This window comes from Bacillus sp. 05T21 (assembly GCF_056396785.1).
In genome coordinates this window covers 222,271-235,874 of record NZ_JBFTMD010000005.1, presented here as the reverse complement: position 1 = coordinate 235,874, position 13,604 = coordinate 222,271, and the positions used below count along the sequence as shown (strand labels likewise).

Annotated in this window: 15 protein-coding genes and 1 pseudogene; 1 reads left to right on the top strand and 15 read right to left on the bottom strand. The window is 35.8% G+C overall.

Translation table 11 applies throughout. From position 1 onward, the window contains the following. Positions 1-45: 45 nt before the first annotated feature. Entirely contained in the window at positions 46-507 is a 462-nt protein-coding gene (locus AC1DKZ_RS13415; protein ID WP_431182192.1) for a DinB family protein, read from the top strand. 7 nt (positions 508-514) lie between these two features. Here AC1DKZ_RS13415 and AC1DKZ_RS13410 read toward each other — a convergent pair whose 3' ends face one another. The 15 genes and pseudogenes from AC1DKZ_RS13410 to spoIIP all read right to left on the bottom strand — a co-directional run bounded on the left by AC1DKZ_RS13410 (position 515) and on the right by spoIIP (position 13,600). Beyond that, positions 515-1,291: a Cof-type HAD-IIB family hydrolase gene (locus AC1DKZ_RS13410; RefSeq protein WP_431182104.1), complete on the bottom strand. Its 777-nt coding sequence runs from the start codon at positions 1,289-1,291 to the stop codon at positions 515-517. Positions 1,292-1,297: 6 nt separating this feature from the next. Further along, a complete protein-coding gene (locus tag AC1DKZ_RS13405) occupies positions 1,298-1,888 on the bottom strand; it encodes a histidine phosphatase family protein (protein WP_431182103.1) in 591 nt (196 codons plus the stop codon). Between the two features lie 114 nt (positions 1,889-2,002). Continuing rightward, positions 2,003-2,196 (bottom strand): annotated as a pseudogene (locus AC1DKZ_RS13400) (4-oxalocrotonate tautomerase). A 21-nt stretch (positions 2,197-2,217) separates the two neighbouring features. Further along, on the bottom strand, positions 2,218-3,006 hold the full coding sequence (locus tag AC1DKZ_RS13395) for a 2-keto-4-pentenoate hydratase (RefSeq protein WP_431182102.1): 789 nt from the start codon (positions 3,004-3,006) through the stop codon (positions 2,218-2,220). 3 nt (positions 3,007-3,009) lie between these two features. Further along, the gene (dmpG, locus tag AC1DKZ_RS13390; protein WP_431182101.1) at positions 3,010-4,035 is read right to left on the bottom strand and encodes a 4-hydroxy-2-oxovalerate aldolase; all 1,026 of its coding nucleotides are present in this window, start codon (positions 4,033-4,035) and stop codon (positions 3,010-3,012) included. Beyond that, positions 4,022-4,921, bottom strand: coding sequence for an acetaldehyde dehydrogenase (acetylating) (locus AC1DKZ_RS13385; RefSeq protein ID WP_476996419.1), 900 nt, complete (start codon positions 4,919-4,921; stop codon positions 4,022-4,024). Before AC1DKZ_RS13385 ends, dmpG begins: the two co-directional genes overlap by 14 nt. 30 nt (positions 4,922-4,951) lie before the next feature. After that, positions 4,952-5,725: a 2-keto-4-pentenoate hydratase gene (locus tag AC1DKZ_RS13380; protein ID WP_431182099.1), complete on the bottom strand. Its 774-nt coding sequence runs from the start codon at positions 5,723-5,725 to the stop codon at positions 4,952-4,954. Positions 5,726-5,852: 127 nt separating this feature from the next. After that, positions 5,853-7,322 (bottom strand): aldehyde dehydrogenase, encoded by a 1,470-nt coding sequence (locus tag AC1DKZ_RS13375; RefSeq protein WP_431182098.1) that lies wholly within the window; start codon positions 7,320-7,322, stop codon positions 5,853-5,855. Between the two features lie 12 nt (positions 7,323-7,334). Next, positions 7,335-7,793: a RidA family protein gene (locus AC1DKZ_RS13370; RefSeq protein ID WP_431182097.1), complete on the bottom strand. Its 459-nt coding sequence runs from the start codon at positions 7,791-7,793 to the stop codon at positions 7,335-7,337. After that, the gene (locus tag AC1DKZ_RS13365; protein WP_431182096.1) at positions 7,771-8,808 is read right to left on the bottom strand and encodes an amidohydrolase family protein; all 1,038 of its coding nucleotides are present in this window, start codon (positions 8,806-8,808) and stop codon (positions 7,771-7,773) included. The genes AC1DKZ_RS13370 and AC1DKZ_RS13365 overlap by 23 nt, the downstream gene beginning before the upstream one ends. Beyond that, positions 8,793-9,332: a 3-hydroxyanthranilate 3,4-dioxygenase gene (nbaC, locus tag AC1DKZ_RS13360; protein WP_088058417.1), complete on the bottom strand. Its 540-nt coding sequence runs from the start codon at positions 9,330-9,332 to the stop codon at positions 8,793-8,795. Before nbaC ends, AC1DKZ_RS13365 begins: the two co-directional genes overlap by 16 nt. 46 nt (positions 9,333-9,378) lie before the next feature. Then, positions 9,379-9,909 (bottom strand): adenylyltransferase/cytidyltransferase family protein, encoded by a 531-nt coding sequence (locus AC1DKZ_RS13355; protein WP_476996418.1) that lies wholly within the window; start codon positions 9,907-9,909, stop codon positions 9,379-9,381. 16 nt (positions 9,910-9,925) lie between these two features. After that, positions 9,926-10,672: an IclR family transcriptional regulator gene (locus tag AC1DKZ_RS13350; protein WP_097829707.1), complete on the bottom strand. Its 747-nt coding sequence runs from the start codon at positions 10,670-10,672 to the stop codon at positions 9,926-9,928. A gap of 149 nt (positions 10,673-10,821) precedes the next feature. Then, the gene (locus AC1DKZ_RS13345) at positions 10,822-12,294 is read right to left on the bottom strand and encodes a 4-hydroxyphenylacetate 3-hydroxylase family protein (RefSeq protein WP_476996417.1); all 1,473 of its coding nucleotides are present in this window, start codon (positions 12,292-12,294) and stop codon (positions 10,822-10,824) included. 172 nt (positions 12,295-12,466) lie between these two features. Further along, positions 12,467-13,600 carry a stage II sporulation protein P gene (spoIIP, locus tag AC1DKZ_RS13340; protein WP_476996416.1) on the bottom strand — a complete coding sequence of 378 codons (1,134 nt, stop codon included), beginning with the start codon at positions 13,598-13,600 and terminating at the stop codon, positions 12,467-12,469. Between the last annotated feature and the right edge of the window lie 4 nt (positions 13,601-13,604).

Genomic DNA, 13,604 nt, shown 5'->3' with positions numbered 1-13,604 from the left:
AATACCCTTAAGAAACTATTATATACGGAGGTGAGAATAATTACAATGTTTGTTCCATCTGCATTGAATCAAGTTAAAATTGCTATCGATACTTCCATTCAAATACTGAACCAATATACTGAAAGTGATTTGAAAATAAAGCCGATTGAATCAAAGCGGTCATTATTTGAAATGTGCACACATCTTTCCCTTATTTTCCATGCTGATTTACTCATATTAAATGGTATTACGGAAAAAGACTTACATACCTTTTATATAGAACAAACACCAGAAACAATTACTCAAATACAGCAAACGATGATACAAGGGTACGATTTACTTTCTAAAACTTTTTTATCCTATTCCAATGAAGAATTAGCGGAAATTATGACTGCTTATTGGGGTATTTCTTACTCTCGATTCGAATGGTTACTTGAAATCGTTGCACATTTTTATCATCATCGCGGGCAAATTCATATTTTATTATGTGAGCACATTAAAGATCCTAACATACCTTTATTTCAATAAAGGTATGTTAGACGACATTAAACTTTTTTAAGGCAAATAAAATACCACCTTCACTCGCCTTCTTTGTAACGAAATCAGCTCTTGTTTTTAACTCTTCTCCACCATTCTCCATCGCAATTCCTAGTCCTACATACTGTAACATCTCAATATCATTTCCACCGTCACCAAAAGCAATTGCTTCTGATTTACAAATTTCCAGATGTTCCAATACCTTTTGAATTGCAGTTAGCTTCGATACTTTACTATCTTCCAACACATTCATAACGTAACCATGAAAACGTTCAAACGTAAGTGCTGGATATCTTTCAAAGAATTTTTGAGCTTCTGTTTCATCAGCATACAGACATACACAATAAATCTCTTCTGATAAGTTTCTAACTTTGTCAGGATACCGCTCTAAATTTAACGTTTCATTTAATGCTCGTATTACACGTTCGTCTTTTGAGGCAATACCATTCATTACAAATTCCTCTGTAAAATAAGAAACACTGTGACCATGTAATTCAGCGAAATTTGAAATATCATGAACAATTCCTCTTGAAAGTACCGATTTATGTATAACTTCATCAGCACATTTTATATGTGCACCATTTGCAGAAATAAACGTATTTATGCCTAGTTCCTCAAATTGTGAGCATAAGCTATATGGTCTCCCTGTTGTAACAACTACTTGTATTCCTTTATCTATTAATCTTTGTATCGCTTCTTTTGTACTTTCGTGCATACTTCTGTCAATCTCACTTAAAAGAGTACCATCAACATCAAAAAACACTACTTTGTACATAGGTCTTTACATCCCGTCCAAATGATTCGTATCATTAATGAAATGTACCGTTTTTTGTTCACCATCAATTTCAATTAAGCTTATTCCCGTATCTCCTATTTTAAAGTAATAGTCCATTGAGATTGGCATTTTGAAAAATGCACGTAATATACTATTCATTACACCACCATGTGCAACAATTGCAATTCGGTCATATGTATTCTCTGTCACGATTTTAGAAAAGATTCCTTCTATTCTCATTCTAAATTCAATAAATGATTCCCCGTTTTCAAAACGATCATGAAGAAACTTTGGCTCTGGATATTTTTTCGCCTCTTCAAATGATAAACCTGCTTGCACTCCATTATTGAACTCCATTAATTCCTCTTCTAGTTGAATTGGGCACCCAATTCCTTCTGCTAATGTTTCACCAGTTTCGCGAGCACGTCTTAATGTGCTTGCCCAAATGAAATCTGGCGGGAAATCTGCTTTCACTTTCTGTACAAGCCTTTGTACTTGCTGTCTTCCCTTTTCTGTTAATTCAAAGTCAGCTCGACCTTCATGTACATTTAAAATATCTGCTTCTGATTCTCCGTGGCGTATTAGTAATATTTGCATTCTTATTCCCCCTTATCTCCTTAAAACCAAGATTAAATTTTAACATATTATCAAAAAATTCCAAAACAATAAAAGCAATCCCCATTCATAAAAGAATGAAAATTGCTTTTATTACTAACTTTCTTTTAAAAAATCTTTTGACTTTCCTCCAACTCCCCAATGCGAACTTGGGATTTCATTCACTAAAACACGAACCCGTCCAACATCTACATCTAAGTTTTTCGCAACTGCCTCTGTAACATCAAATATTAGATTTTGAATTTGCTCTGCTTTCTACCTTCTATTATTTGAATTTGTATAATTGGCATTTTTATCTCTCTCTTTACTATTTATTCACAAAACATCGCTACACTTCCTAAATCATCAAATTGTGCAATTATGGAATCTCCTGCTTTAAATGCAATCGCTTCAGATAATGCCCCACTTAATACAATATCACCCTTTTTAAATCCTTCATTTTGTAAACCAAGTTTATTTACCGCCCAAGCAATTGCCTCTGCTGGATGTCCCAGTACTGCTGCCCCCGTTCCAGTTGTAGCAATCTTACCATTTTTCGACATAACCATCCCTACACTAGCTAAGTCTATTTCTTTAGCATCCATCCATCTACTTCCTAATAAAAACTTTGAAGATGAACAATTATCAGCTATTACATCAGGTAATGTAAATTTAAAATTTAAATACCTGCTATCAATAATCTCTAAAGCTGGCGCAACATATTTTGCTGCCTTTAATACATCAGCTGCTGTCACATTCGTTCCCTGTAAATCCTCACCTATTAAAAAAGCAATCTCTGGTTCTACTTTTGGATGAATCAATGTTTCGTATTGCAATGGCTCCCATTCGAACACTAACATATCTTCCAACAAATATCCGTATATCGCTTCATCAATACCCATCATTTGTTGTTTTGCTTTACTCGTTAACCCAAGTTTCACACCAACTCTTTTAGAACCTTCGTTCATTTTCTGTTCAATTAAACATTTTTGTAATTTATAAGCATCCTCTACTGTTAAATCTGGGTGCTTATCCGTTACTTTTACTACTTCTTTCCTTTCCTTTTCAGCTTGAAGTAAATACTCCACAATTTCTAAATCTGCTCCTTTCACTAAAGCCATCTTTTACACCCCCGTTTTTATCTTTGCTAATTCTGCCGCGACATCTAAAATCATATCCTCTTGTCCTCCAACTACTTTTCTTTTCCCAAGTTCTATTAAAATATCACGAGCGTCTACACCAAAATGCTTTGCCGCTCTTTCAGCATGTAATAAAAAGCTAGAATATACACCAGCATATCCCATTACAAGACTTCCTTTTTGAATTTCTTGCGGCGCTGGCAATAAAGGTGCAACAATATCCTCAGCTAAATCCATCATCTTATATAAATCTATATCTAGCTTATACCCCATACGATCCAAAACAGTGAGCAATACTTCTGTTTGGGCATTTCCAGCTCCTGCTCCAAGACACCGCACGCTTCCGTCAATACGTGTCGCACCTTCTTCAATTGCCGCCACTGTATTCGCTACTGCAACAGAAAGGTTATTATGGCCATGGAAACCAATTTCTATATTTAAAGATTGACGTAATGCACGAATACGCTCACGTACTTCGTGGGGCAATAAAGAACCAGCCGAATCAGTTACATAAATTGCTTCTGCACCATAATCCTCCATAAGCTTTGCTTGTTCTACTAATTTTTCAACCGGTGCAGAATGTGCCATCATTAAAAAACCGCACACTTCCATACCTAGCCCACGCGCAAATTGAATATGCTGAGCTGAAACATCAGCTTCTGTTACATGCGTTGCTACACGAACAAGTTTCGCACCAATATTTGCAGCTTGCTTTAATTCATGAATAGTTCCAATACCAGGAATTAACAAAACAGCTACTTTAGCTTGCTTACACTCATCTACCGCTGCTTCAATCAGCTTCATTTCGTTAACTAATGACTTTCCATATTGTAATGTAGAACCACCTAAACCATCTCCATGACTCACTTCGATATAATGCATACCAGCCTCATCTAATGCCCTTGTAACAGATCGAACTTGTTCTTCTGTAAATTGATGTTTCATTACATGGCTTCCATCACGTAAACAAACTTCCGTTATTTTCACTGGCATTTCACTATTTCGCCTCATTCATTACACCTCTTTTCTTCTCTGAAATAATTTGCGCTGCGAATTCTTCAGCTACTTTTAATGCCGCTGCTGTCATAATATCTAAATTACCGGCATAAGAGGGAAAATAATCTCCTGCTCCTTCAACCTCTAAAAATACAGTTACACGATTCCCATCAAACATCGGCTCTTGTTTTAAAGAATAACCTGGAACATACGTCCTAACTACTTCAACCATCTTTTGAATCGCTTCTTGGATAGAAGTCTCATCCATATACTTAACTTCACAATATACTGTATCTCTCATTAATATAGGAGGCTCCGCAGGGTTTAATATAATGAGTGCTTTCCCGTGATCTGCCCCACCAATTTCTTCAATTCCGCGCCTCGTCGTAATTGTAAACTCATCAATATTTGCCCTTGTACCTGGACCTGCACTTAAACTTGAAATTGTAGCAACTATCTCTGCATATGTAACATTTGCTACCTCATTAATAGCATAAACAATTGGAATCGTTGCTTGTCCCCCGCACGTAATCATATTAACGTTTTTCTTATATACAAAATTATTATTTTGTATAGCAGGGCAAACGAACGGCCCACATGCAGCAGGTGTTAAGTCTATTATTATTTTCCCAAGTTCCCCCAATACTTTTGCATGGTGACTATGTGCTTTAGCTGAAGTTGCATCAAATACAATATCGGCTAAATTTGGATTATCAATAATTGCTTGTATTCCATTATCAAAAATCTCGTATCCCGCTTCTTTTGCTCGCTTTAAACCATCCGATTCCAAATCTATTCCAATCATGGCATTCAGCTCTATGACTTCACTTTTTCTTAATTTATACATTAAATCCGTGCCAATATTACCTGATCCAATAATGGCTACCTTTACTTTCTCCACATCTATCCCCCCTTTTTTCAATCTTTTAATCTATATGAAGGTAACAGAAACCGATCCGAGTGAACCGAAATCAGCATGAATACTATCTTCACTATTTACTGAGACTGCACCAGATAACGCACCTGGTAAAATTAACTCCCCTGCTTTTAATCCAATATTAAACTCATGAAGTTTATTAGCTAGCCAAGCAACAGCTTGCGCAGGATGCCCTAATGCAGCCGCACCAGCACCCGTTGCAATTAAACTATTATTTTTATAAAGTGTCATTCCAGTTGTACGTAAATCTACTTTATCAACGCTAGAGAATGTATCACCAATTACAACTTTTGCCGACGATCCATTATCCGCCACTGTATCAGCAAGCCGAATTTTCCAATCAGCAATTCGACTATCAATAATTTCAAGTGTAGGCACTACATATTTCGTCGCCATTAGTACGTCAACATATGTAATATTAGGCCCATTTAAGTCTTCTGCTAAAACAAACCCTATTTCTGCTTCTATTTTGGGAGCTACAAAGGAACTTACTGAAATTTCACTACCATTTTCTATCTTCATATCATCTAGTAAATGTCCATAATCTGGTTCATTTACCCCAAGCATCTGTTGCATTGCAACACTCGTAAGTCCAACTTTCTTTCCAATTACACAACGCCCATTCTCCAACTTTCTTTCTACTACTTCAAGCTGAATATTATAAGCATCCTCAACAGATAAATTAGCATATCTCTCAGTAAATGGAGGTATCCCTACTCGTGAATTTTCAGCTTGTAATAGTTCATCAGCTAATTCTTTAATTAACAATTGCTTTCACCTCATTTTTCAAATTTATATATCCCCTATCAACGACAATATAACTAGCCCCCACCTAACTATTTTATTTCCATAAATGTCAGATGGGAGCTTTGAACTTTAAGTTAAAACATCACCTTTATAATTTCATCGTAACCGTCTTAGCTTCCGTATAAAATTCGAAACTATGACGTCCACCTTCTCTACCAATCCCACTCGCCTTCGAACCGCCAAATGGAGTACGTAAATCTCGAACATACCAACAATTAATCCATAATAAGCCTGAATCGATTTGTGAAACCACTCGTTGCGCTCGTCTAAGATCATTTGTCCAAACAACTCCAGCTAGTCCATAAATGGAATCATTCGCAATGCGAATTGCATCCTCTTCCGTTTTAAATGGAATAACAACTAGAACTGGGCCAAATATCTCTTCTTGTGCTACACGCATACTGTTATCAACATCATATAGAATAGTAGGTTCATAAAAGTTTCCTTCTACTAGACTCTCCACTCTTTTTCCACCATAGGCTAATTTTGCCCCTTCTGAAATTCCTATTTCTACATAACGATCAACTGTTTCTAAATGAGATTTTGATACAAGCGCTCCCATATCTGTATCTTCAGAAAGAGGATCTCCAACTTTTATTCTTTTTACAGCCGCTACAAATTTCTCTAAAAACTGTTCATATACACTTTCTTGCACAAGTAATCTTGAACCAGCTAAACAAATTTCTCCTTGATTCCGATAAATAGCYTCAATTGATCCTTGTACTGCTTCATCTAAATCTGCATCTTCAAATACGATATTTGCTGATTTGCCCCCTAATTCTAAGGAAACAGGTATTAAGTTTTCTGATGCATTACGCATAATTGTCTTGCCTGTATTACTTTCTCCAACAAATGAAATTCTTCTAACAGCTGGATGTGTTGTCATTTTTGTCCCGACAGTATTCCCTGGACCTGTAATAATATTAAGTACACCTGGTGGTAGTCCTGCATCATTTGCAATTTCACCAAGCATAACTGCACTTAATGGAGTATAAGAGGCCGGCTTGACAACAACAGTATTACCAGAAGCAAGTGCAGCTGATGCTTTCCACGTCATTTGCATAAATGGCAAATTCCAAGGAATGATTAAACTTGTCACTCCCGCGGGAGCATACTTTGCATATGACATAAAGTTATGTTTGTCATAATGCTCATGCACCATATATTTAGCCATTTCAGCAAAGAAGCGAAAATTATGAGCCGAACGTGGTATATCGAATCCTTTGCTTTCTTTAATCGGTTTTCCAACATCAAGAGTTTCTATATACGCTAGTTCATCCACTCTTTCCATAATCAAATCTGACATTTTGCATAAAATATTCGACCGCTCTTCCACAGGCATTTTACTCCAAATACCGCTTTTAAATGTACGTTCTGCCGCATCAATTGCTCTTTTTGTGTCCTCTTCATTTGCCTTTGCAATAGAAGCAAGTTTTCTATTCGTCGCTGGATTGAACGTATCAAATGTTTCGCCAGATATGGAATCCACATATTGTCCATCAATAAACAATTTCGCATCTTTTACTTTCATTTTGTCAGCTAATAATTCTTTGTTCACCTTCCTTACCTCCTACTCCTCAATTTCTAAAACCATCTCAATTTCAATTGTTGTGTTATTAGGTAATTGAGCCATACCGACTGCAGATCGGGCGTGTTTTCCCTTTTCCCCAAAAATATCTACTAATACATCAGATGCCCCGTTCATTACTTTTGGCTGATTAATAAAATCTTCCGTACTATTTACAAAACCAAGTAGCTTTACAACTCGTTTCACCTTATTTAAATCACCTAGTTCGTTTCTCACAACACTCAATAAATTCAACATGGATTGTCTTGCTGCTTTATATCCTTCATCAATGGAAATATCCTTTCCTAATTTCCCATGATACTCATCTACACCTTGTCCAGCAGTAAACAATAAGTTACCTACTTTTACACAACTAACATAATTTCCAACTGCTGGGCGAATAGCTGGTAGTGTGATTCCTAACTCACTTAATTTGTTCTCAGGTGTTTGTAATCTCTGCATATGCTACACCTCGTTTTTTTATATCAATATTTAAAAATTCCGCAGCATTTCCCCCGAGCATCGCTGCTTTTTGTTCCTCCGATAAACCGACTGTTTCATCAATCACTTTTCCAGGATCAACTTCTCGCAATAAAAATGGATAATCTGAGCCCATGAAAATCTTTTCATATCCAAATCTTTCAATCATATATTTCAAATTAATAGGATCATAATTTAAAGAATCAAAATAAAATTTCTTTGCATAATAACTAGGAGGGTGTGTAGTCAACCGTAAATGTGGCCATACTTTCCATCCTTGATCTAATCTTGGCAAAATATATGGGAAAGACCCTCCCCCATGTGCAAAACAAACCTTTAACCGTGGAAATTTCTCCATTATCCCACTACATATTAGTGTAGCTGCCGCAAGTGCTGTTTCACTTGGCATCCCGACTGTATACATAAAATTATGATGTGGCATTCTATCACGCCCTAATGTTTCCCATGGATGAATAAAAATCGGAACTTGCCATTTTTCAGCCATTCGAAAGAATTCAATAAACGATGGATCATCTAAATTTTTACCATTCACGTTTGTGCCAATTTCAATACCATGTAAATTTAATTCCGTTATACAACGCTCCATTTCACGAATTGCAGTTTCTCCATCTTGCATCGGAACTGTTCCTAACCCTACAAAACGATTTGGATGTGCTGAAACTGTTTCTGCAATAAAATCATTTTGAATACGTGCCATACTTTCGGCTTCCTCTGGTTTTGCCCAATACGAAAATGTAACAGGGATTGGCGATAAAACTTGAATATCTACACCTTCACGGTCCATATCTTCAATTCTTTTCTTAGGGCACCAGACTTGGTCTGTAACGTCTCGAAAGTTTTTACCTCCAACCATAATGCTTGCACCACATGTACAAGTCCGATTTAATATCGGCCAACGACCGCCACCAAACTTCTCTTCAAAATCCGGAAAAGTTTCAGGAATAATATGTGTATGAAAATCTATTCGCACTTCCATTCCTCCACTTCTTCTGGCATAATGTGACCGCAGTTCTTACATGCTCGAATTTCCTTATTTGAATTAAAACTATGAATTGCTTCTTTTACTTGTTTTTCAATATCATTTAATTGAACACGTACACGATGCATTTCATGATTACACTCGTCACAGAACCAAACGAAATCCTCAAGTTCTCCTTGACTACGTTTTCTTTCAATTACTAGTCCAAATGTATTGGCAACACGATGTGGTGAATGTGGTACCATAGCTGGCAGCATAAATACATCCCCTTCTTTTACTGTGACAACTTCCCGCTTACCTTCCTCTGTAATACACTCCACATAACATTCACCTTTAATTTGATAGAAAAATTCATCTGAAGGATCTACATGGAAATCACGTCTTCTATTTGGACCACCTAATATCATGGCGATAAATTCCGAATCTTGCCAAATAACTTTATTATTTACTGGCGGCTTCAATAACTCCTTATTCTCATCAATCCATTTTAGTAAATTAAAAGATTGCAATGTTTTAGACATATTATTTCCTCCTCTTTATTCCTTCTATTTATATCGTTTTAAAAGACTAACCGAGTAAAGAGCTAGACTTTTGCAWATCTCCATGACATACATAATTTCTAATTCTCGTTGAAGATATTCGCTCACCTTCTTCACAGCAAACATCTTTCACTATAGAAATATTGAAGTGTTCTCTTAGCAGCTCTATATTACCTTCTCGATTTTTTCCGAACCTAAAATCTTGACCAATATAAATGTCCACAGGATTTAGCCTTTTTAAGTCTTGAACAAAACAGCTCGCACTTTTTGTTATATATGACTCATCAAACCGAATTACAATTACATGTTCAACACCGAGATTTTGAAGACGTTTCACCTTCTCTTCAATGGGTGTTAATATTTGCGCCCCTTGAAAATAAGAACGTGGTGGTGGATCAAATGTATACACAACATTTGTTATCTTTAATTCCTTTGCCTTCTCAACCGCATTTTTAATAACAGTTTGATGGCCTTTATGTACACCATCAAAAGCACCAATTGAAACAATTGATTTCATTAATTCAGGTATACACTGCTCATGTATATAAATGATTCTCATCTCTCTTCTTCTAGAGTTAGATTTCTAAATAACCAAATTCCTTTGAAATCAAATTTGCTGTATTCATCACACTTTGAATTATGATTTCACGTTTACTTCCCTGCATATATGATATGGGACCAACAATATTAAGCGCCGCAATAGTTCTGCCAGTATAAGATCGAATTGGAGCAGCAATTCCATATAGTCCATGTTCATTTTCATTATCACTAATTGAATATCCTTGTTTACGAATCTTCTGTAACTCCACTTGGAATTGTTTCACGCAAGTAATTGTATTAGGGGCTCGTCGTAAAAGTTCTTTTTCTGACGTACATTCTAATGAAGATGAATGAAACGAAAGCAACACTTTCCCTGTACTTGTACAATATGCAGGCTCTCTTGATCCAACATGTGTTGAAATTTGAACTGATTCCCTTGATGACACTTTCAAAATAAATACGACATCACCACGATCATACATACCAATATGCACAGTCCCATTAAAATTTCTAACAAGCTCTTCTACAAGTGGAATTGCTCCGCTATAAATCTCTTGCTGAAACATAACCTGGTTTCCCCACTCTAACAATTTCCAGCCTAATCTATATTTTCTTTGCTCATCTTGAATGAGCATTCCTTCTGCACACAACGTACGAACAAGGTGATGAACCGTACTTGCATTCATATTTAGTTTTTCCGCTATTTCAGAATTACCTAGTACAGGCTCATCACTCGTAAAACAATTTAGAATTTTACAAATTTTACCGATAGAAGCGATCAAATCATTTACCTCCCCTATTCCAGTTACAGTTCTCTAGTTTTAGATGTTGTTAAAAATATAAGAAGATTTACATCCTAACAGTAAAATTCTTGTTATCCTCTGTTGCTCCTTCCTTTTCTAAATAAAAATGTAAGCGTAAACATTTTTATTCAACTTAAAGCACCTTCAGATGAGCTTGATTGCAAAGCATTGTTTACTAGGGAAAACGTTTGTTGTTTTTTGTACGCATTATAAAACATTCCCATTTTACGCACCGGATCTCCAGAATAATAACGCTCATATTGTAATAACCGTTGTCCAAAAGCTTCTCCACATAAATCCCATGCTAATTTAAATAAACGAACTCGTTCCTCAGAAGATACTCCTTCACGCCCGATATAGTATTTTTCCATATCGTCTTGAATTTCGGGATTCATAAAATCTGCACCTGTCGGTGACATTAATAATCCACCAGCACCGATGGTTTGAATAATCTCAATTGCACGTGGATACATTTTAGGTAATAAACTGCGTATTGTATCAAGTGGCAACCTTGCAGGAATAATTTCTCCATATGGATTCGTTTCATATTCATACTCAGCTACTTGTAAGAGCGCACGTATCGTTTCTACATCTTGCATAAGCTCTGCTAACTGGTTTTGTACATTCAAAAATCCATCTACTCCTATCGAATCTGCTAATTTCATAGCTACTTCAGCAGCGAAAGAAAGCTTTACTAATCCTCTTACTCCAGATTGATGCGCTGGTTGATGACCAATTCCCGTTTTAGGATACAATTGATTCCCAGCTTCTATATTTTGATAAATAAATACTTTATCCCATGGGATAAACACATTATGAAATACTAGTAATGCATCCATTTCCTCAAACCTTGATGCAAGTGGATGATCAAATAGAGAACGTTTTCCATCTTGCATTGGCTCACGACAAAGAATTCTTAGTCCTGGTGCATCAATTGGTACTGCAAAAGAGATTGCATGACGTTCATCACCTGGCTTAAAACTTGGATAGGAATATATAATTACCTCGTCTGTAATAGGAGCGAGTGTCGCTAACATTTTAGCACCACTAACATACATACCTTCTGCTGTTTCACTTACTACACCTAAATGCATAGTTTCATCTTCTTGTTGATGAGAAGCCTTACTACGATCATTTTGCGGATTAATAATCGCATGTGTTAAAAATAAATCATTATCCCGTATATGTTTATAATAATTCTTTATATTCGCTCCCCATTCTGGATTGAACTTCTCAAAAAACCAAGAATTACTTGCCATTGAAGTCACTGTTACATTTAAAAAATCTGGTGTTCTTCCCATTAAACCGAAGGTAGCTTTTGCCCATACTTCAAATAATTCACGACGTGCTTTTAAATCCTCATAATTTTTTGGCACTAAAAAGGAATTTGAGACCCTTTCCCCTGTCTCTTCGCATATATAAGTAATCTTATCCTGATATTCTAGATTGTGCTGCATATCATATAAGTTAGCAATTTGTAAAATAGGTTCGCGAAAAACATCTTCATTTACTACATCTGTTACTTTTCTTCCACCAATCCAAATTTCAGGATTTCTTTTTCGTAATCCTTCAATATACTGTTCCCCTGTTCTAATTGCCATTCTTTCCCCTCCAATTTTCCATAATAATATACTAAAAAGTTTAGAAACTCTATTTGATGACTGAATTTTCAATCATTATATCAATTTTAATACGTATAATTTCGCTCTTATTTCACATTATGAAATCTTAATTTTTTTTAAACAACACAAAAAAGGAACGGTTTCCCGCCCCTCATCCATTCACTTTCTCTGCATTGTTCCAATAATATTTACTAAACGCTTCCGTTAACACATCAATTGTGTTATATAATTCATCTAATGTATTATCAACACCACCAACTTCAATTAACATCGCATTTTTAGATAAATCTTGATTATAAACACCATTTCCATCTTTTTTATACTTCGGAAAAATCCCTCTACTTAATCCGTAATAGTTTTCATCTAAATAACTATTGATTGCCCTTGCAATTTTTTCATTTTCAGCACGCCCTTCATTTTCCATCCCAATTATAAAATATAATCTTGCATACGATTTCCCGTTAATTACTTTTGTTGTTACCTTCTTCCGCTGATCATCACGGTGTATATCAATCGGAAACGCAATTTTATTATTTTGTGCTAATGTTTCTTTTACATATTCATGAGACGCTTTATATGATTGCAGCCATTTCCATTTTTTACTCGCTAATAAATCCCCCATATTCGTTTTATCATGAACTACCGGAATTCCTTGTCCTTCAAGTTGTTCTTTCATACGTTTCCCTAGTAAGGACACATTTACATCTGGACTTGATGGATCGGTAGCCCCTGGTAATAACGGAAAGAAAGATTCCCAGCTATGTGTATGATAAATATATACTGCACTTTCACCTTTTTTCGCTCCGTTCTTTTTCTGAACCGGATTATTCTTTTCAGCTTCTGTAACTTTATCTTTTGCTACTTCTCGCTCTTTCGTTACTTCTTCAATCGGTACACTAGATTCATTTGGGATATTCGTAAAGTTTGTTCCTTCCCCAGCTACGATAATGTTAGAGTAATACTTTGACATACCAGGCACTTCTTTACCGACAAACGTTCTTAAATCTTTAATTTTCAAATCCGTCGCCATCGAGAACATTAAATTTCCAAATGACTCCCTTTTATTCTGCTTAAAATAATCAAATCCGTAATAGCGATTCTCACTTTCTATCATTTGAACAAAACCTTGCATCGATACTTTTCCAAACCATTGATTCGCGTAATTCGATTTCATTGTATGTAAAAGCGACGTTAAAATCGACGCAATAATAATTATGACTAGTGCACATAGAAAGAGTAACGAGATTAGTTTCTTCCCATGTATACGGGTTGCATACTTTTTCACTGTA

Coding starts and splice junctions, on each gene's coding strand:
- dmpG (WP_431182101.1), bottom strand. CDS start 4,035: ATGAGGCGAAATAGTGAAATGCCAGTGAAAATAACGGAAGTTTGTTTA.
- nbaC (WP_088058417.1), bottom strand. CDS start 9,332: ATGTCTAAAACATTGCAATCTTTTAATTTACTAAAATGGATTGATGAG.
- AC1DKZ_RS13410 (WP_431182104.1), bottom strand. CDS start 1,291: ATGTACAAAGTAGTGTTTTTTGATGTTGATGGTACTCTTTTAAGTGAG.
- AC1DKZ_RS13365 (WP_431182096.1), bottom strand. CDS start 8,808: ATGGAAGTGCGAATAGATTTTCATACACATATTATTCCTGAAACTTTT.
- AC1DKZ_RS13345 (WP_476996417.1), bottom strand. CDS start 12,294: ATGGCAATTAGAACAGGGGAACAGTATATTGAAGGATTACGAAAAAGA.
- AC1DKZ_RS13415 (WP_431182192.1), top strand. CDS start 46: ATGTTTGTTCCATCTGCATTGAATCAAGTTAAAATTGCTATCGATACT.
- AC1DKZ_RS13405 (WP_431182103.1), bottom strand. CDS start 1,888: ATGCAAATATTACTAATACGCCACGGAGAATCAGAAGCAGATATTTTA.
- AC1DKZ_RS13395 (WP_431182102.1), bottom strand. CDS start 3,006: ATGGCTTTAGTGAAAGGAGCAGATTTAGAAATTGTGGAGTATTTACTT.
- AC1DKZ_RS13370 (WP_431182097.1), bottom strand. CDS start 7,793: ATGCAGAGATTACAAACACCTGAGAACAAATTAAGTGAGTTAGGAATC.